The 17,491-nt window shown below is 71.2% G+C and carries 21 protein-coding genes; 6 read left to right on the top strand and 15 right to left on the bottom strand.

From position 1 onward, the window contains the following. Position 1: 1 nt before the first annotated feature. The 3 genes from E3N83_RS12905 to E3N83_RS12915 all read right to left on the bottom strand — a co-directional run bounded on the left by E3N83_RS12905 (position 2) and on the right by E3N83_RS12915 (position 2,476). Positions 2-952 carry an ABC transporter substrate-binding protein gene (locus tag E3N83_RS12905; RefSeq protein ID WP_151083631.1) on the bottom strand — a complete coding sequence of 317 codons (951 nt, stop codon included), beginning with the start codon at positions 950-952 and terminating at the stop codon, positions 2-4. A gap of 76 nt (positions 953-1,028) precedes the next feature. Next, the gene (locus E3N83_RS12910; RefSeq protein ID WP_151083632.1) at positions 1,029-1,772 is read right to left on the bottom strand and encodes an ABC transporter permease; all 744 of its coding nucleotides are present in this window, start codon (positions 1,770-1,772) and stop codon (positions 1,029-1,031) included. Continuing rightward, entirely contained in the window at positions 1,769-2,476 is a 708-nt protein-coding gene (locus tag E3N83_RS12915; protein ID WP_151083633.1) for an ABC transporter permease, read from the bottom strand. The genes E3N83_RS12910 and E3N83_RS12915 overlap by 4 nt, the downstream gene beginning before the upstream one ends. Positions 2,477-2,479: 3 nt before the next feature. Here E3N83_RS12915 and E3N83_RS12920 point away from each other — a divergent pair, with 3 nt between their 5' ends. Next, on the top strand, positions 2,480-3,505 hold the full coding sequence (locus E3N83_RS12920; RefSeq protein WP_151083634.1) for an ABC transporter ATP-binding protein: 1,026 nt from the start codon (positions 2,480-2,482) through the stop codon (positions 3,503-3,505). A 206-nt stretch (positions 3,506-3,711) separates the two neighbouring features. Here E3N83_RS12920 and E3N83_RS12925 read toward each other — a convergent pair whose 3' ends face one another. The 8 genes from E3N83_RS12925 to E3N83_RS12960 all read right to left on the bottom strand — a co-directional run bounded on the left by E3N83_RS12925 (position 3,712) and on the right by E3N83_RS12960 (position 10,092). Beyond that, positions 3,712-4,296, bottom strand: coding sequence for a hypothetical protein (locus tag E3N83_RS12925; protein WP_151083635.1), 585 nt, complete (start codon positions 4,294-4,296; stop codon positions 3,712-3,714). Between the two features lie 9 nt (positions 4,297-4,305). Then, positions 4,306-4,743: a DUF3180 domain-containing protein gene (locus E3N83_RS12930; protein WP_151083636.1), complete on the bottom strand. Its 438-nt coding sequence runs from the start codon at positions 4,741-4,743 to the stop codon at positions 4,306-4,308. A gap of 105 nt (positions 4,744-4,848) precedes the next feature. Then, on the bottom strand, positions 4,849-5,418 hold the full coding sequence (folK, locus tag E3N83_RS12935) for a 2-amino-4-hydroxy-6-hydroxymethyldihydropteridine diphosphokinase (RefSeq protein WP_151083637.1): 570 nt from the start codon (positions 5,416-5,418) through the stop codon (positions 4,849-4,851). Between the two features lie 10 nt (positions 5,419-5,428). After that, positions 5,429-5,845 (bottom strand): dihydroneopterin aldolase, encoded by a 417-nt coding sequence (gene folB / locus E3N83_RS12940; RefSeq protein WP_151083638.1) that lies wholly within the window; start codon positions 5,843-5,845, stop codon positions 5,429-5,431. A 2-nt stretch (positions 5,846-5,847) separates the two neighbouring features. Beyond that, positions 5,848-6,684 (bottom strand): dihydropteroate synthase, encoded by an 837-nt coding sequence (gene folP / locus E3N83_RS12945; RefSeq protein ID WP_238342890.1) that lies wholly within the window; start codon positions 6,682-6,684, stop codon positions 5,848-5,850. Between the two features lie 10 nt (positions 6,685-6,694). Continuing rightward, on the bottom strand, positions 6,695-7,315 hold the full coding sequence (folE, locus tag E3N83_RS12950) for a GTP cyclohydrolase I FolE (protein ID WP_151083639.1): 621 nt from the start codon (positions 7,313-7,315) through the stop codon (positions 6,695-6,697). Positions 7,316-7,319: 4 nt separating this feature from the next. After that, entirely contained in the window at positions 7,320-9,374 is a 2,055-nt protein-coding gene (gene ftsH / locus E3N83_RS12955) for an ATP-dependent zinc metalloprotease FtsH (RefSeq protein ID WP_151083640.1), read from the bottom strand. Positions 9,375-9,522: 148 nt separating this feature from the next. Next, entirely contained in the window at positions 9,523-10,092 is a 570-nt protein-coding gene (locus tag E3N83_RS12960; protein ID WP_151083641.1) for a hypothetical protein, read from the bottom strand. Positions 10,093-10,337: 245 nt separating this feature from the next. On the opposite strand from E3N83_RS12960, the gene E3N83_RS12965 reads away from it, so the two are divergent. From E3N83_RS12965 to E3N83_RS12985, 5 genes are all read left to right on the top strand, one after another. Then, positions 10,338-11,096, top strand: a complete 759-nt coding sequence (locus E3N83_RS12965) for a hypothetical protein (protein ID WP_151083642.1) — start codon at positions 10,338-10,340, stop codon at positions 11,094-11,096. A 7-nt stretch (positions 11,097-11,103) separates the two neighbouring features. Further along, positions 11,104-11,802, top strand: coding sequence for a class F sortase (locus tag E3N83_RS12970; protein ID WP_151083643.1), 699 nt, complete (start codon positions 11,104-11,106; stop codon positions 11,800-11,802). A gap of 9 nt (positions 11,803-11,811) precedes the next feature. Further along, positions 11,812-12,249, top strand: coding sequence for a cupredoxin domain-containing protein (locus tag E3N83_RS12975; RefSeq protein WP_238342891.1), 438 nt, complete (start codon positions 11,812-11,814; stop codon positions 12,247-12,249). Positions 12,250-12,361: 112 nt separating this feature from the next. Next, positions 12,362-12,772 carry a hypothetical protein gene (locus tag E3N83_RS12980; RefSeq protein ID WP_151083644.1) on the top strand — a complete coding sequence of 137 codons (411 nt, stop codon included), beginning with the start codon at positions 12,362-12,364 and terminating at the stop codon, positions 12,770-12,772. Positions 12,773-12,824: 52 nt separating this feature from the next. Continuing rightward, positions 12,825-13,202 (top strand): cupredoxin domain-containing protein, encoded by a 378-nt coding sequence (locus E3N83_RS12985; protein ID WP_151083645.1) that lies wholly within the window; start codon positions 12,825-12,827, stop codon positions 13,200-13,202. Between the two features lie 15 nt (positions 13,203-13,217). Here E3N83_RS12985 and hpt read toward each other — a convergent pair whose 3' ends face one another. From hpt to dacB, 4 genes are all read right to left on the bottom strand, one after another. Further along, on the bottom strand, positions 13,218-13,769 hold the full coding sequence (gene hpt / locus E3N83_RS12990) for a hypoxanthine phosphoribosyltransferase (protein WP_151083646.1): 552 nt from the start codon (positions 13,767-13,769) through the stop codon (positions 13,218-13,220). A gap of 82 nt (positions 13,770-13,851) precedes the next feature. Beyond that, complete coding sequence (tilS, locus tag E3N83_RS12995) at positions 13,852-14,859, bottom strand: tRNA lysidine(34) synthetase TilS (protein ID WP_151083647.1); 1,008 nt, start codon at positions 14,857-14,859, stop codon at positions 13,852-13,854. 11 nt (positions 14,860-14,870) lie between these two features. Then, the gene (locus E3N83_RS13000; RefSeq protein WP_337692358.1) at positions 14,871-15,905 is read right to left on the bottom strand and encodes a zinc-dependent metalloprotease; all 1,035 of its coding nucleotides are present in this window, start codon (positions 15,903-15,905) and stop codon (positions 14,871-14,873) included. Between the two features lie 71 nt (positions 15,906-15,976). Further along, positions 15,977-17,389, bottom strand: coding sequence for a D-alanyl-D-alanine carboxypeptidase/D-alanyl-D-alanine endopeptidase (gene dacB, locus E3N83_RS13005; protein WP_191907797.1), 1,413 nt, complete (start codon positions 17,387-17,389; stop codon positions 15,977-15,979). Between the last annotated feature and the right edge of the window lie 102 nt (positions 17,390-17,491).

A 17,491-nucleotide genomic window follows, 5' to 3' on the forward strand; every position in this document is an offset into this window, starting at 1 on the left:
GTCAGCTCAGGCCGGCGTCGGACAGGAACTGGTCCGCGACGTCCTGGGGCTTCTCGCGGTCGACCGCGACCTTGGCGTTGAGCTCGGTCAGCTTCGCGGTGGTCAGCGCCGCCATCAGGTCGTTGAGCGGCTTGGCCACGTCGGGGTGGGCCGCCAGGAAGCTGGCCGACACCGCCGGGACGAGGTTCTCCGCCGGCTGGATCTTCAGGTCGTCGGTGAGCAGTACCAGGCCCTGGCTGTCGAGCGTGCCGTCGGTGGTACTGGTCTCACCGAGCTGCGACTCACCGTGCAGCACCGAGTCGTAGGTCTGCTGGCTGGCGTAGCCCAGCGGCAGGATCTTGGTGATGTCGATGCCGTACTTGCTGGACAGGCCGCCCTCACAGTCGAGGCGCCCCTTGCAGTCGGGGGCTGCGGCCAGCACGACCGACTTCCCCTTGAGGTCGGACAGCGTCGAGACGTTGTTCTGGTCGGCGTAGTCCTTGGAGACGAAGAAGGCGTTGCTGTCGGTCGCCGGCGACGGGTTGAGCAGCGTGATCTTGGCCTTCTTCAGCAGCGACTGGGAGTCGCTGATCGACTTCGCGGCGTCCGACAGCGTCACCGGCGAGGCGCCGGCGCCGTTGTAGGTGCCGTTCAGGAACTCCAGGATGCCGCCGACGTACTCGGGTACGACGTCCACGCTCTTGGGGAAGACCTTCATGTAGATGTCGCGGGTGCCGACCAGCTTGACCTTGGGGGTGTAGCCGGCCTTGGCCAGCACCCCGGCGTACATGTCGGCGACGATCTCGGCCTCGGTGAAGTTCTGCCCCGAGATGGTGACGGTCCCCTTGCTCGAGGATGCCGGCGGCGTGCTGGTGCCGCCGGTGGCTGTGCTGCTGGTGCCGCTGCCGCATCCGGCGAGCACGACGGCCGCGCAGGTGGTTGCTGCTGCTCCGGCCAGGAATCGCAATTGCATGGATCTCACCTTCTGTGTCCCGCGACCGAAGGCCGCGCGTGTCCGGTGCCCTTGTGCTGCCAGGGCAGGACGCTCATCATCCCCCAACGTTCACAGGGGTGCGACCACCTTTCCGGGTGGTGGTCTCGCGCGCGGCCCGGCGTACCGGGTCGACCGCACGCTCGGCGGCCGCACCGAGCAGCTCGAGCAGGAAGGCGACCACCGCGACCACGATCGCCGCGGCGATGCCCTTGGGGTAGTCGGTGCGGTAGAAACCCTCGGTGATCAGACTGCCGAGCCCCGGCCCGGCCACCAGAGCCGCGATCGTGGCGGTCGCCCAGACCTGCACGAGGGCGAGCCGGACACCCGAGACGACCAGGGGCAGGGCCAGCGGCAGCTCGACGCGCAGGAAGCGCTGGCCACCGGTCATCCCCATGCCGCGGGCGGATTCCTTGATCTCGTCGGCGACCTCGTCGACCGCGACGTAGCCGTTGGTGATGATCGGTGGCAGGGCGAACAGGCTCAGGGCGATCAGCGTGGCCAGCCCGGCCCGGCCGTAGGGACCGAACGTCGCCACGCCCGGGTGGTCGAGAGTCACCAGGATCGCGAGCAGGGCGAAGGTGGGGACGGCGCGGCCGATGTTGGAGGTGTTGATCGCGACGAAGCCGCCCCGGCCGAGGTGCCCGAGCCACAGCGCGATCGGGAGGCCGATCAGCACGGCCACGGCGAGCGCGGTGACGCTGAGGAGCAGCTGCTGGACCAGGAGGGTCCAGATCCCGTCGGCACCGTGCCAGTGCGACCAGGTCGTGAGGTAGTCCCAGGTCTCGCGGAGCACCCTCATCCGGACCGCCTCCTGGCCCACGGCGTGATCAGCCACTGGGCGGCGACGATCAGGGCGTCGAGCGCGAAGGCCAGGACGACGCAGAGCACGCTGGCCGCGAGCAGCTCGGCCTTGAAGTCGTTCTGCACTCCGTCCGCGATCAGGTTGCCGAGGCCGCCGTAGCTGACCAGGGTGCCGACCGTGGTCAGCGCGACCGTGGAGACGGTGGCGACGCGCAGCCCGGCCATCATCACCGGCAGGGCGAGCGGCAGCTCGATCCGGAACAGCAGCCGGGTGGCGCCGTACCCCAGCCCGGTCGCCGACTCGCGCACCTCGGCGGGTACGCCGACCAGTCCCGCGAGCATGCTGCGGACCAGGATCGTGAGTGCGTAGAGCGCCAGCCCGATCACCACGGTGGTGGCGGTGATGCCGGTGAAGGGCACGAGGAGCGGGAAGAGGGCGAGGCTCGGGATCGTGTAGATCGCCGTGCTGGTGCCGAGGATCAGCCCCTGGAGCCGGGGCACGCGTCGCGCCAGCAGCGCCAGCGGGAACGCGATCGCGATGCTCAGCACGATCGACACCCCGGTGATCTCGAGGTGCTGGACGGTCGCGTGCACGAGGTCGGAGGAGCGGTCCTGGAGGTAGGAGCCGCAGATCCAGTGGTTGGTGAGCCGGCTGTAGCAGCTGGGCGCGATGGAGATCCCGTCGGCCGCTAGTAGGGTCACCGCATGAACGCTACCTCCTCCCGGCGGGACGGCAGCACCGGCGAATCCATGATCCGGCTCGAGGGCGTGGGCAAGAAGTACGCCGACGGCACGGTGGCGGTGCACGAGCTCGATCTGGAGATCGCGGCCGGCGAGGTGGTCTGCCTGGTCGGGCCGTCCGGCTGCGGGAAGTCCACGACCCTGAAGATGATCAACCGGCTGATCGAGCCGACGTCCGGGCGGATCTTCCTCGAGGGTCGCGACGTCATGTCGGAGGATCCCGTGCAGCTGCGGCGGCGGATCGGCTACGTGATCCAGCAGATCGGGCTGTTCCCGCACCAGCGGATCGCGACCAACGTCGCCACCGTCCCGTCACTGATCGGGACGCCCAAGGCCCAGGCGCAGGAGCGGGCGCGCGAGCTGCTCGCCCTGGTCGGGCTCGACCCCGACCTGTACGCCGACCGCTACCCGCACCAGCTCTCGGGCGGCCAGCAGCAACGCGTCGGCGTCGCGCGGGCGCTGGCGGCGGACCCGCCGGTGCTGCTGATGGACGAACCGTTCGCGGCGGTCGACCCGATCGTGCGGGCGCGGCTCCAGGACGAGTTCCTCAAGCTCCAGGGCGAGCTCGGCAAGACCGTCGTCCTGGTGACCCACGACATCGACGAGGCCGTGAAGATGGGCGACAAGGTGGCGGTGCTCGCCGAGGGCGGCCGGCTCGCGCAGTTCGGCACCCCGGCGGAGCTGCTGGCGCGCCCCGCCGACGACTTCGTCTCGGACTTCGTCGGCTCCACGGCGGGCCTGCGCCGGCTGGCGGTGACCCGCCTGGACCCCGCGCACCTCGAGCCCTTGGACGGCGTCGCGACCGGCGACCTCGGCGCGGCCATCGACCTGGACTCCTCCCTGGAGGAGGCGCTGGCCGTGCTCCTGCGCGACGACCGACCGATGATCGGCGTCAAGGACGGCGCCCGGTTCGTCGGCATCCTGACTCCCGGCGGCATCCACCGCGCCCTGCGCTCCTCCCTCGCCGAGTCGGCGCAAAGAGGCAGCTAGATCCCGCTGAGTCGGCGCAAAGAGGCTGTCATTCGCAATCACTCGGCCCGGTACGGGTGCCTGTTTGCGCCGACTCGGCGGCAAACGGGTGCGTCTTTGCGCCGACTCGGCGGCAGACGGGTGCGTGTTTGCGCCGACTCAGCGCGTACTGAGTGCCTGTTTGTGCCGACTCGGCGTCGTACGGGTGTCTGTTTGCGCCGACTCGGTCAGGCGTGCCGGACCTGCGGCGGGTGCCAGTTCGTTGCGGTGTCGAGCTCGGCGCGGAGGACGTCGTTGTAATGCTCGAGCTCGGCCACCCGGACGATGGCCTCGGCCGCGCGATTCTCGGACTCGTCGAGGGCCACGGCCAGGCGACCGCTCTCGGCCTCGGCGAGGTCGGCGCGACGGGCCTCCTGGTTGACCTTGCGCATCGCCTCGGCGGCGCGGCCCTGGGAGGCGACCACGGCCGACTCGAGCTGCGTCACCGAGCGCTCGGCGAGGCCGACCCGGTGCTGCATCGCGGAGGCGAACTCCTGGTGCTCGGCGGACCGCGCCTCGGCGATCTCGCGGTAGGCCTGGGCCTGACGGGCCCGGTCGGCGGCGGCGGCGCGGCGCGAGTCGAGCAGCTCGGAGTAGATGATCCGGGCCGCCGCGGCTCCGAGGGCCACGGCGAGGACGGCGGCGATCGTGACCAGTGTCAGCGATCGACTGATGGCGGCGCCGAGAACGACGACCGCCGAGATGGCGAGGAGTGCGGCAGCAGTCACCACGCGGGTGCTGCGCTGCCGACGACGTGCCCTTGGGGAAGACATGAGGTCAGGCTAGGGCTCGTCGTCCTCCGGAGGGACGCGACACGCGCGTTCGAGGAGCAGCCCCGCGCCCACCACCAGGAGGCCGGTGACCCCCGCCAGCGAGGACCTGATCGCGCGTTCGGCGGCCAGCTCGCTGTCCACGCCGAACCAGCTCACGGCGTAGCCGAAGTAGCCGCCGGCCATCAGGCAGCCGACGTAGGCGCAGGCGCGGGCCAGCACGAGGCGGTTGACCGCATGGTGCGGAGAGATGTGTACGTCGCCCTGCTGGATGCTGCGTCGGGTCGAGCGGGCGGTGCCCACCAGGATCCCCGCGACCAGCAGCAGCGCCGTCGGCTGGGCCCACGAGACCATCGGGGCGAACCTGGCACCGCCGTAGAGGACGCGGTGGAAGAGCCAGCCGGCCACCAGGCCCGCCACTCCCCAGGCGCACAGCGTCGCGGGGCTCATCGGTCGGAGGCGGCGATCGGGATCGGTGGGTCCCTCGGGCGGTGGGACGCTCACCGGACGGCGCTCACCGACGACGACTGCCGAAGGCGGTTCACCGGGCGAGCGTCACTGCATCTGCAGCGCGATGTCGTCGCGCTTGGTGAGCCCGCTGCGGTCGACCGCCTCCAGCAGATCGGCCACGGCCCCGGTGTCGGGGATCACGGCGTCCGGCTCCACGTCGTACCAGGGCTGGAGGACGAACGCCCGCTCGGCCGCGCGCGGATGCGGCAGCCGCAGAGCATCGTCGTGCCCGCGGCGGTCACCGACCACGATCAGGTCGACGTCGAGCGTGCGAGGCGCGTTGGCCTGGCCGGTGCGCTCCCGGCCGAAGGCGTCCTCGATGGCGTGGGCGCGGTCGAGCAGCCGGGTCGCGGCCAGGGTGGTGTCGAGCAGCACGATCGCGTTGAGGAACTTCTCGGAGCCCTCGGGCGAGTCGACCGGCTCGGTCTCGTAGACGGGCGAGACCTCGGTGATCCACACGTCGGGGGTGTCGGCCAGCGCGTTCACCGCGCCCTGGAGGCTGGCGAGCCGCTCCCCGAGGTTGGACCCCAGCGACAGCACCGCGCGGCGGATCGGACGCATCTCACCGGTGAGCGTGTCCGCGTCGACGATGTTCGGGTTGGGTGTCTCGGTCACGGTCGGCACCTCACTGGCTGGAAGATCTCGCTGTGATCGGTCTGGTGATCGTCAGCGTCACGTCGGTGAAGGTCGCGTCGATCGGGGCCCCGGGCTTGTGGACCGTGACCCGGGCCCATTCAACACGATCGTCCAAGAGGCAGACGTCCGAGATGCGTTGGGCCACGGTCTCGATCAGATCGACCGGATCAGACTCGACTGCGGCTTTCACGTGCGCCACGAGACTTCCGTAGTCGACCGTGTCGTGCAAGTCGTCGGAGGCCGCTGCCGGAGCGGTGTCGAGGCCCAGGACCAGGTCGATCACGAACACCTGTCCCTCGCGCCGCTCGTGCTCGAAGACGCCGTGATGGGCGAAGCACTCGATCCCGGTCACGCTCAGCTCGTCCTGGGCGCGAGGAGCCCCCGTCTCGCCCGTCTCGTCGGTCATCGTCAGCCCTCCTGCCACCGGGCCAGGGTGCGCAGCGCGTCCCGCCCGGCTCGTACGTCGTGCACCCGCAGGCCCCAGACCCGCTGCGCGGCGACCAGCACGGTCAGCGCCGTGGTCGCGTGCTCGCGCTCGTCGACGGGGCGCGGCGTCCCGTCAGGATCGGCGAGGAGGGTCCCGAGGAACGACTTCCGGCTGGCGCCCACCAGCAGGCGGAACCCCAGCGACTGGAGCTCGGCCAGCCCCGCCAGCAGCGCCCAGTTGTGCTCGGCCCGCTTGGCGAAGCCCAGGCCGGGATCGAGCACGATCCGCTCGTCGGGCACCCCGGCCGCGTGCAACGCGTCGACCCGCTCGAGCAGCTCGGCCCGCACGGCGCCCACCACCCCGCCCGGGCCGTCGTACGTCGCGTGGGCGTTCATCTGCGCACTGTGCGCCCTCCAGTGCATGCACACGTAGGTCGCGTCGGAGTCGGCCACGACCTCGAGGATCCGGGGGTCGGCGAGGCCACCGGAGACGTCGTTCACGATGGTGGCTCCGGCGGCCAGCGCGGCGGCGGCGACCTCCGCCCGCATGGTGTCGATCGAGACCACGACCCCGTCGGCCGCCAGCTCCCGGATCACGGGTACGACGCGGCCGAGCTCCTCCTCGACGAGGGGGCGGGTGGCGCCGGGCCGGGTGGACTCGCCGCCGATGTCCAGCAGGTCGGCGCCCTCGGCCAGCAGGTCGCGGCCGTGCACCACGGCCGCCTCCGGCGTGGCCCAGCGACCACCGTCGGAGAAGGAGTCGGGCGTCACGTTGACCACGCCCATCAGCAACGGGAGGGCGAACGGCTCCGCCGTCATCTCGATCGGCTCACCGTCGGTGGCTGTTGATCAGCGCCATCGCCTCCGAGCGGGTCGCCGCGTTGGAGTGCATCTGCCCGCGCACCGCCGAGGTGATCGTGCGGGCTCCGGCCTTGCGGACCCCCCGCATCGTCATGCAGAGGTGCTCGGCCTCGATCACCACGATCACGCCACGGGCGTCGAGGGCGGCGACGAGGGCATCGGCCACCTGGGTGGTCAGCCGCTCCTGCACCTGCGGTCGCTTGGCGTACACGTCGACCAGCCGGGCCAGCTTGGACAGGCCCGTGATCTTGCCGGACTCGGCCGGGATGTAGCCCACGTGCGCGACGCCGGTGAAAGGCACCAGGTGGTGCTCGCACATCGACCACAGCTCGATGTCACGCACCAGCACCATCTCGTCGTGCCCGAGGTCGAAGGTGGTGGTCAGGACGTCCTCGGGCACCTGCCGGATCCCGGTGGTGAGCTCGGCATAGGCCCGGGCGACGCGGTCGGGGGTGTCCTTGAGCCCCTCACGGTCGGGATCCTCACCGATCGCGATCAGCAGCTCGCGCACCGCGGCGGCCGCTCGGTCGTGGTCGAACGGCGCGATCTCCCCCGGTGCTCGCTGGGGGTAGGCGATCGGGTCCGTCATCGAGTCACGCCGGCGGCTGCGGCGGGGTGGTGCCCGGCCCGAGCAGGCCGCCGTGGACGTCGCCACCCGAGCCCGGCGGCGTGAGGATGGCACCCGCGTCGGCCTCCGGCTTGGTGCCGTTGGAGTGCACGCGGTCGCGGATCTCCTGCGGGATCTCGACCGGCGGGATCTGCGAGGGGTTGCGGTCCGGTGAGCCGGTCCAGGCCGGCCGCGGCGGGCGGCGGCGCAGCGCCTCGAACACCCGGGCGACCTGGGCCTTGTCGAGGGTCTCCTTGTCGACCAGCTCGAGGACCAGACTGTCGAGGACGTCGCGGTTCTCCTCGAGGATGTCGTAGGCCTCCTGGTGCGCGGTCTGCAGGAGCTTCTTGGTCTCCTCGTCGATGATCGCGGCGACGTCCTCGGAGTAGTTCTTGGTGTGCCCGAAGTCGCGGCCAAGGAACGGCTCGCCGTTGCTCTCGCCCAGCTTGATCGCGCCGAGGCGGTCGGTCATGCCGTACTGCGTCACCATGGCGCGGGCCACGGCCGTGGCCTTCTCGATGTCGTTACCGGCGCCGGTGGTCGGGTCGTGGAAGACCATCTCCTCCGCGGCGCGGCCACCCATCATGTAGGCCAGGGCGTCGAGCATCTCGCTACGGGTCTGGCTGTACTTGTCGGCATCGGGAAGGATCATCGTGTAGCCCAGGGCCCGGCCCCGGGGCAGGATCGTGATCTTGTGCACCGGGTCGTTGCCCGGCAACGCCGCGGCCACCAGGGCGTGTCCGCCCTCGTGGTAGGCCGTGATCAGCTTCTCCTTCTCGCTCATCAGGCGGGTCCGCCGCTGCGGGCCGGCGATCACGCGGTCGATCGCCTCGTCGAGCATCTCGTTGGTGACCAGCTTCTGGTTGGAGCGAGCGGTCAGGAGCGCGGCCTCGTTGAGGACGTTCTCGAGGTCGGCGCCGGTAAAGCCGGGGGTACGGCGCGCCACTGACAGCAGGTCCACCCCGGGCGCCAACGGCTTGCCGCGCGAGTGCACCTGCAGGATCTTGTGGCGGCCGGCGAGGTCGGGAGCGTCGACCTGGATCTGCCGGTCGAAGCGGCCCGGACGCAGGAGCGCCGGGTCGAGCACGTCGGGGCGGTTGGTCGCGGCGATCAGGATCACGCCGCCACGCACGTCGAAGCCGTCCATCTCGACCAGCAGCTGGTTGAGGGTCTGCTCCCGCTCGTCGTGGCCGCCGCCCATGCCGGCACCGCGGTGACGGCCCACGGCGTCGATCTCGTCGATGAAGACGATGGCCGGTGCGTTCTCCTTGGCCTGCTCGAAGAGGTCGCGGACCCGGCTCGCGCCGACGCCCACGAACATCTCGACGAAGTCGGACCCGGAGATGGAGTAGAAGGGGACGCCCGCCTCGCCCGCGACCGCGCGGGCGAGCAGCGTCTTGCCGGTGCCCGGAGGACCGTAGAGCAGCACGCCCTTGGGGATCTTGGCGCCGACGGCCTGGAACTTGGCCGGCTCCTGGAGGAACTCCTTGATCTCCCCGAGCTCCTCGACCGCCTCCTCGCAGCCGGCGACGTCACCGAAGGTGGTCTTCGGCATGTCCTTGGAGATCAGCTTGGCCTTCGACTTGGCGAACTGCATGACGCCGCGGCCGCCACCGCCCTGCACCTGGTTCATCAGGAAGAGGAAGAGCAGCACGATCAGCACGAAGGGCAGCAGCGTCGTCAGGATCGAGGCGAGCAGGCTCGGCTTGGAGATCTTGATGTCGTAGCCGCTCGCCGGAATCGTCTTCTTGTCGACCTGCTGCTGGATGGCGCTCTCCACCGTCTGCTGCGTGCCGTCGAGCCAGTGCGCGGTGACCTCAGAGCCCGAGGACCGGACGCCGTCCTTGAGGGTCGCCTTGATCTGCTGGTCGCCGTCGATCAGGGTGATCTGCTTCACCTGGCCGGAGGCGATGTAGGAGTTCATCTCACCGAACGTGACCTCGTCGTACCCGCCTGAGGGGGCGAGGTACTGGAGTGCGAACAGCACGCCGAGCACTGCGACGACGATCCACAGCCAGGGGCTTCTGACGAAACGCTTCACGGGACTCTCTCGAAGGCGGTGCTGCTGCCCGCTGTCGCTCTCCGCGAGAGGCCGAAGGGGGCACTGGTCTGGAGATGACGACGGTACACGTCATCGCCAATGCCCATTGTCCCCTCTGGCAGGTGCGCGAGCCACATCGAGGTGGGCCTCATTCGGTCCAGCAGGCGATCACGGCGGCGGCGACGCCGTACGCGGCGTCCTGCCGGTTCGTGCCCTGCGGAAGGTCCGCGGCCGCGACCCGGGTCGCGTCGACCCGCAGCGTCTTGTGGTCCTTGAGGAAGACGACGTCACCCTGCGGCGTCTCGAAGGCAGGGAAGCCGAAGGCCGCCACCCCCTTGATCGCTGAGGCGCCGGCGAGACTCGTGCGCAGGTCGTCGAAGTAGGCCCGGCCGGGGCCGGCGACGTCGAGGTCCTTGACCGACATCCGGAGCTCACCGTGCGCCACCGGGTACGTGCACCCGAACACCTGGTGCGACCACGACGGCCGACCCGTCGGCGCCTCGGACAGCTGGAACACCCGGCGCACGGCGTCGCGGATCTCGCTGCTGCAGATCATCGAGGCCGCCTCGGACGGCTTGCTCATCCCTGCCATCGAGGAGCCGCTCATCGTGCTGCCGTCCGCCATCACGTGCTCAGCGCCGGGCGCCACCGAGCCGCCGCCACAAGCGGACAGCAGCAGGGGTACGACGGCCAGGGCAGCGGCCACACGGGCTCTCACGTCGGAATCTCCCTCTCTCCGGAGTCTTGAACGTAGTTCGTCGCCGGACGCTGTTCGGCTTGGTCGACACCCTCACCGGCTGCCTGTCTGAGCGTGCGTGACCTCGAATCCCCAGCAAAACAAGGTGGTCTGGGAGATGGAGACCAATCCGGGCGCTCCGGGGTGTCGAACGACTCCATGAAAGACCCCGACTTCACCACACCTTTCCGTCGCGGGCTTCGTCACCAACTGAAGGGGAAAGTCCCATGAAGAAGGCACTTCTCGTCCTTGCTCCGCTTGCAGCGCTCGCCGCACCTCTGGCGTTCACCGCGAGCCCGGCCCAGGCCGCCACCGGTACGTCGTACCAGGCCACCCTGAACCCGCTGAACCACGCGACCGGCTCCGGCACGTTCTGGGTCTCGCTCAACGGCAGCACCGCGACCGTCCACGAGAGCTGGTCGGGGCTGGCCGGGACCTTCAGCGGCGCTCCCTACCCGCACGTCCAGCACATCCACATCGGCGGCGCCGGTGCGTGCCCGACGACGTCGGCCGACAAGAACGGCGACGGCGTGGTCAGCACGACCGAGGGCGCCGCTGCCTATGGCGGGATCGGCACCACCCTGTCGACCACCGGTGACACCTCGCCTGCCGCCGGCACCAACATCAAGATCGCGCCGGCCGGTTCGAGCACCGACTACCAGCGGACGATCCAGCTCGACTCGAAGGTCGTCTCGGCGATCAAGAGCGGCAACGCCGTCATCGTCGTCCACGGTCTCGACCCGGCCACCCTGAGCAAGAAGGCCCAGGGCGAGAAGTCCGACCTGGTGCCCAGCCTGCCGCTGGCCGCCACGTCGCCCGCCCTGTGCGGCGTCGTGCACGCCATGCCGGCCGGTGGCGTCGCCACGGGTACCGGCTCCACCTCGGGCATGGAGGACTCCTCCCTCCTCGGTCTCGCCGGCGGGCTGTTCGTGGCCGGTGCCGGGATGGCGATGTACACCGTGCGCCGCAAGACCGTGAAGGCCTGATCGACCGATGTCAGACGATCACGGGTGGTCGCTCGGCCGCCGCAGCGGGCTCACGCTCGCTGCGGTGGCCGTGGCGGCCGCCCTGGTCCTCCTGGTCATCGTGATCCGGGCCCAGGTGAGCGCCCCGGAGCCGCACGCCGCGGGCAGGATCGACGTCCCGACCAGCGGCCCGACCGGCCATCACCGGTCCTCGTCGGACCCGGCCACGCAGGCCGCCCCGCCGCTCGGGCCGTCCAAGCCCGTGCACCTCCGGATCCCGGCCATCGGCGTCGACACCTCGGTCTTCCCGATCGGGCTGGCGTCCGACGGCACCCTGGCCGTTCCCCAGCCGGGCCCACGACTCAACACCGCAGCGTGGTTCGAGAACTCGCCGACGCCCGGCCAGCCGGGGCCCTCGATCATCGAGGGACACGTCGACAGCGTCGACGGTCCGTCGGTCTTCCTCAAGCTCGGCGACATCAAGCCCGGCGACCGGATCATCGTGCAACGCGCGGACGGGCGCACCGTGACCTTCGAGGTGAACGCCGTCCGCGACTTCCTCAAGTCGGAGTTCCCCACCAACCTCGTGTACGGCGGCGACCAGCTGTCGCAGCCCACGCTCCGCCTGATCACCTGCAGCGACTACGACCCGTCGATCCAGCACCACGTCGGCAACGAGGTCGTCTTCGCCCACCTCGTGCACGCGTCCGGCTCGACCACCTCGTAGGAGGACTCCATGACCACCCACCCCACCTCACGTCGTACCGGCCGGATCGCCCTGGGCGCCTGCCTCGCGACCGGCGCCCTGCTGGTCGCCGGCTGCGGCGGCGGCAGCTCCAGCGCCCCGGCCAGCAGCGACTCGATGGGCTCGATGACGATGGGCTCCTCACCGACCTCGACGGGCACCAGCGGCACGACGACCGGGGCCGCCGCAACGGTCACGATCAAGAGCTTCGCGTTCACCGGTCCCTCGTCGGTCGCTCCCGGTGCCAAGATCACGGTCAAGAACGAGGACTCCGAAGCCCATACGCTGACCGCCGACGGTCCCGGCGGCTTCGACGTGAAGATCGACCCCGGCGCCAGCGCGACGTTCACCGCGCCGACGAAGCCGGGCACCTACCCGTACCACTGCACCTTCCACAGCAACATGCACGGCACCCTGACCGTGAAGTGAGGCCTCACCCAGCGTCGATTCTCATCCTCGGGAGGGGTGACGCGCGGCGACCCCATCCAGCACGATGAGCACGACGAACCACACTCGTCCGCCCGATCCAGGAGAAGCACTCATGCGACTGACCCGATCCCCGTCCCAGTGGTGTGCGTCCTTCCTGCTCCTGATCGCTGCCGGTACGCACATCCCGCTGATCTCGGACCACCTCGAGGAGGCGCCGTACGTCGGCTGGCTCTTCATCGCGCTCAGTGTCGTGTGCATCGCACTCGCGGTGGCGATCCTCTTCGTCGACCACGTCGGCGTGTGGGTGATCAGCGCAGCCGTCTGCCTGGCCGCCGTCGTGGCGTTCCTGGCCTCGCGCACGATCGGCCTGCCGCAGATCCGCGACGACGTCGGCAACTGGACCGACCCGCTGGGCATCCCGGCGGTCGCCTCCGAGGTGCTGATGGTCGCGCTGGCCTGGCTGCACCTGCGCCACAGCCGCACCGCGGGCGGCTCCTCGGGCCGCACCCCCGAGACCTGCTGACCGTCCCACTCGCGCAGCACGCCCACCCACCCTCGTCTCGAAGGTCGTTCCTATGTCTCGCCGTACCTCCACCGCGCTCGCCCTCGCCGCCACCGCCCTGATCGCCGGCGGTGGGTACGGCGCGAGCCAGGCCGTCGCCGCCAGCCCGCACGTCTCGGGGCACAGCTCGTCGACCCGGAGCACGCTGGCCACCACGATCAGCATCAGGGGCTACGCCTTCCACCGGCTCGCGACCGTGCACCCGGGGCACCTGGTCAAGGTCGTCAACCACGACGGCACCACCCACAGCGTGACCCGCAACGGTGGCGGCTTCAGCGTGATCGTGCCTGCTCACTCCTCGCGCACCTTCCGGGCGCCGAGCAGGGCCGGGGACTACAGGTTCCACTGCATGTTCCACTCCACCATGCACGCGACCCTGAAGGTGCGCTGACTGCCGGCGAACCCGTCAGGAGTAGACGTGCGGCGACAGCGTCGCGATGTCGCGCAGGTTGCGGTACTTCTCGCGGTAGTCGAGTCCGTAGCCGACCACGAACTCGTTGGGGATGTCCCAGCCGACGTACTTCGGCTCGACCGGCATGGTCAGCGCGTCGGGCTTGCGGAGCAGCGTGGCGATCTCGACGCTCGCCGCGTTGCGGCTGCCCAGGCTGTTCACCAGCCAGCTGAGGGTCAGGCCGGTGTCGATGATCTCGTCGACGACCAGCACGTGCCGGTTGGAGATGTCGGTGTCGAGGTCCTTGATCAGCCGCACCACCCCGCTCGACTTGGTGCCCGAGCCGTAGGAGCTGATCGCGATCCAGTCCATCTCGACGTGCCGGGGCAGTGCCCGGGACAGGTCGGCCATCACCATCACCGCGCCCCGCAGGATGCCGACCAGCAGCAGGTCCTTGCCCTCGTAGTCGGCGGCGATCTCGTCGGCCATCTCCTGCAGCCGGGCGGTGATCTGAGCCTCGGTGAACAGCACGTTGACCAGGTCCTGCTCCGCGTGCGACGCATCCATGCGGGCAAGGATAGGGGGCTGCAGCTTTCCCCGGTCCACCGGGGAAAGCTGACCTTCTGCCGCGAAATTCCCTGCGCGAACGTCAGGTTTCGCGCGACAACGTCCCCGGGTCGGGGTCCGCAGCAGCCTCGAACAGGAGTACGCCGTCCCGGCGCAGGGCTCGCCGGCTGCCCGGGAGGTCGACCCAGCGCTGGCCGTGCCAGTCGGTGACCAGGGCGTCGACCGCGAGCACGTGCTGGTGGAACAGGTCGCCCGCGGGGCTCCCGGCTGCCACCGCCGCCTGGCGCAGCACGCGCGTGCGGATCGGGGCCGGCAGGGCGACGAGGCGGTCGACGGCGAGACCCTCGTCGACCCGGCAGGAGGCCCAGGCGGCCGCGGCCTGCGCGTCGAGCAGCTCCATGTCGGGGCGCAGCTGCTCGGCGGTCCGGGCCAGGGCCTGGGCCACGCCCGGCCCGAGCTCCGCCTCGAGCATCGGCAGCACCCGCTGACGCACCCGTGAGCGGGTGAACGCGGGGTCGGCGTTGTGCGGGTCGTCCCAGACCTCCAGCCCCTCGACCTGACAGGCGGTCAGGGTGTCGACCCGGCCGACGTCGAGCAGGGGGCGCCGATAGCCGTCGAACGCCGGGCGCATCCCGGCGATCGCTCGGCCGCCCGAGCCCCGGGCCAGCCCCAGCAGCACCGTCTCGGCCTGGTCGTCGCGGGTGTGCCCGAGCAGCACCGCCTCGGCCTCGAACCGCTCCCGGATCTCGTCGAGCAGCGCGTAGCGCGCCGCCCGCGCCGCGGCCTCGGGGCCCAGCCCGGGTGCGTCCACGGTCGCCCGGGCACTGACCGTCTCGGCCACACCGAGCAGCGAGAGCTGGGCCACCACCCGGTCGGCCCGCTCGGCCGAACCCGGCTGCAGACCGTGGTCGACCGTCGCGCCGATCACGTGCCAGCCGGGCTCCCGGCCCTCGAACACCGTCGCCGACGCCAGGGCGAGGGAGTCCGCGCCGCCGCTGCAGGCGACCACCAGCCGGGCACCGGGCTCCAGGTCCGCGAGCCCACGTCGTACGGCGTGACGCACGGCCGCGATCGAGGGATGCAGGCTCACGTCCGGCCCCGTCAGCCCTGGAGGACCCGCGAGATCCACGCCGCAGGATCGGAGATCTCCGCCTTGGAGGGGAGGTTGTCCGGGCCGGCCCAGACAGCGTTGAAGTCGGCCATCCCGACCTTGTCGACCACGGCCCGGACGAACGCCGCACCATCGCGGTACTGGGCCATCTTCGCCTCGAGCCCGAGCAGCCTGCGCAGGAGTCGGTCGAGCGTCCCGACCCCCTTGCGCCGCTCGTCGAAACGGACGCGGATCGCGGCCACGCTGGGGATCACACTCGGCCCGACGCCGTCCATGACCACGTCCGCGTGGCCCTCGAGCAGCGACATCACGCCGGTCACCCGGTCCACGATCTCCTTCTGCTCGGGGCTGCCCATCAGGTCGAGCAGGCTGGCCGAGCTCCCGCCCTTGAGCGCTTCCGAGAGGCGCTTGAACCCGTCGTCCAGCAGACGCTGGGGCTCGACGGTGTCCGCGAGCGCGTTGAACTCGCTGAAGAGGTGGTCGCGCATCCACGGCACGGCGGTGAACTGCACCCGGTGGGTCTCCTCGTGCAGACAGACCCAGAGCCGGAAGTCGGTGGGGTCGACGTCGAGCTCGCGCTCGACGTGGACGACGTTGGGTGCGACCAGCAGCAGCCGGCCGGAGGGCTCGTGGAACGGGTCGAACTGGCCCAGCACCCGGCTCGACATGAAGCCGAGCAGACCACCGATCTCGGCCGCGGTGATCCGCGAGCCGATCGCCTGGGTGACCGGCCCGGGCGGGCCCTTCTTCGCCTCGAGCTTGTCGATGATCGGGGTCAGGAGCGTGGCGAAACCGTCGACGTTGGCCTGGATCCAGGCCGGGCGGTCCACCACGAGGACCGGCGCCGACAGGGCACCGGCGTCGAGCCCGGTGAAGTCGCGGACGTAGGACGTGGACCGGTTGGCACCCTCGCGCAGCTCGGCGACGGTCGCCGCCGCCTCACCGGCACTGACCTCCGGACCCGCGCCGGCGAGGCGCGAGCCGAGGCTGACCGCGAGCTGCCAGTCGACCATGTTCGACGTCACGGGCGGTCCCCGCGGCGGCGCGCGCCCAGCGAGCGGCTTCGTGGGGTGCTCATGGAAGGAGCCTACGTGGGTCAGCAGCGGCAGGTCGCGAGGGCGGAGGCGAGCCGGTCCAGGGCGCCCTCCGCGTCCAGGGTGCCGAGGTCGCCGACGTGGTTGCTGACGAACGCGAAGACCAGCACCCGGCCCCGGAGGTCGGTGGCCAGCCCGGCCAGGGCGCTCGTGCCGCGCAGGGTGCCGGTCTTGGCCCGCACCCACCCGCTCCCCGGGAGATGGTCGAAGCGCCCGGACAGCGAGCCGGTGAACGACGCCACGGGCAGCCCGGTCAGGACCGCGCGCAGCTCGGGCCGTGCGGGGGACGCAGCGGTCTGGAGCACGGCGACCAGGGTCCGCGGATCGATCCGGTCGGCCCGCGAGAGCCCGCTCCCGTCGTACCACCGCGCTCCGTGCAGGGCGATCCCGAGCTCGCCCATCACCTGCCGCACCCCGTCGACGCCTCCGGTGAACGACGCCTGGCCGGACACGGCCAACCCCACCTGGCGGGCGAGCACCTCGGCACCCTGGTTGTCACTGGTCTCGAGCACCCGCTGGACGATCTCGGAGAGCGGGACGCTGGTGACCCGGGCCAGCTCGTGCGCCCCCGGCCGGGCCGTGCGGTTGCGTGGCGACCCGATGACACGGACACCGTCGGTCCGGAGGTACGACGCGAAGTCGGCCGCCGCGGTCGCCGCCGGGTCGGCCACCCGTCGGGAGCCGTCGGCCGCGACCCCCTCGTCGGCCCAGAGCGCGGTCACCGGCGAGACCACCTGGCCGGTGACGTAGCCGGCCGGCCAGCGGGGGCTGACCGCGGGGCCGGTGAACAGCGACGCGTCGTAGTCGACGCGGACCCGGGTGACGCTGGTCGCCTTCAGCCGGACTGCCGTGAGCCGGGCCAGGGACTGCAGGCTCGCGTCGGGGGCCGCCGTCGGCTTCGGCGCCCGATCGGCCAGGAACGGGTCACCACCACCGACCAGGGTGACGGTGTGCGCCGCCTGACGGACCACCCTGGTGGTGAACGTGCGGGTCGGGCCGAGCACGTGCAGGGCGGCGGCGGTGGTGAGCAGCTTCAAGGTCGAGGCTGGCATGGCGAGGCCGTGCCCGGCGGTCAGCAGCGCCGGCCCGTGCAGCGGGGAGACCACGGCGTGGAGCCGGGCCAGGGCCGGGTCGGCGAGCGGCCCCGCGAGTGCACGTCGTACCGCCGCTACACCGGGCTGCGCAACCGGAGCCGGGCGGGCGACGGGGCGGGCGGGAAGCGGGGTGGGGAGAGTCGGGCCCGGCGACGGAGTGGCCGGCTGCGGCTCGGGCGCGGCGCCGAACCAGCGCGTCGCCACGTCGAAGTGGTACGACGCGACGGCCGCGCCGAACAGCGCGAGCACCAGCACGACCGGCACCCACCTGAAGGCGGCGCCCGCGAACCCCCGGCGTCGCCGCCGATCCGCTCGCACCACGCTCTCGCCTTCCGACTGCTGTGCCGGGCCGGGCCCGGGCTGGGCCGGGATGGGCTCCGGCTGGGCATGTGGGTCCATTGTGCGGGAGACTGGCGCTGCCCT

The sequence above is a fragment of the Nocardioides cynanchi genome, assembly GCF_008761635.1.
Taxonomy (GTDB): Bacteria; Actinomycetota; Actinomycetes; order Propionibacteriales; family Nocardioidaceae; genus Nocardioides; species Nocardioides cynanchi.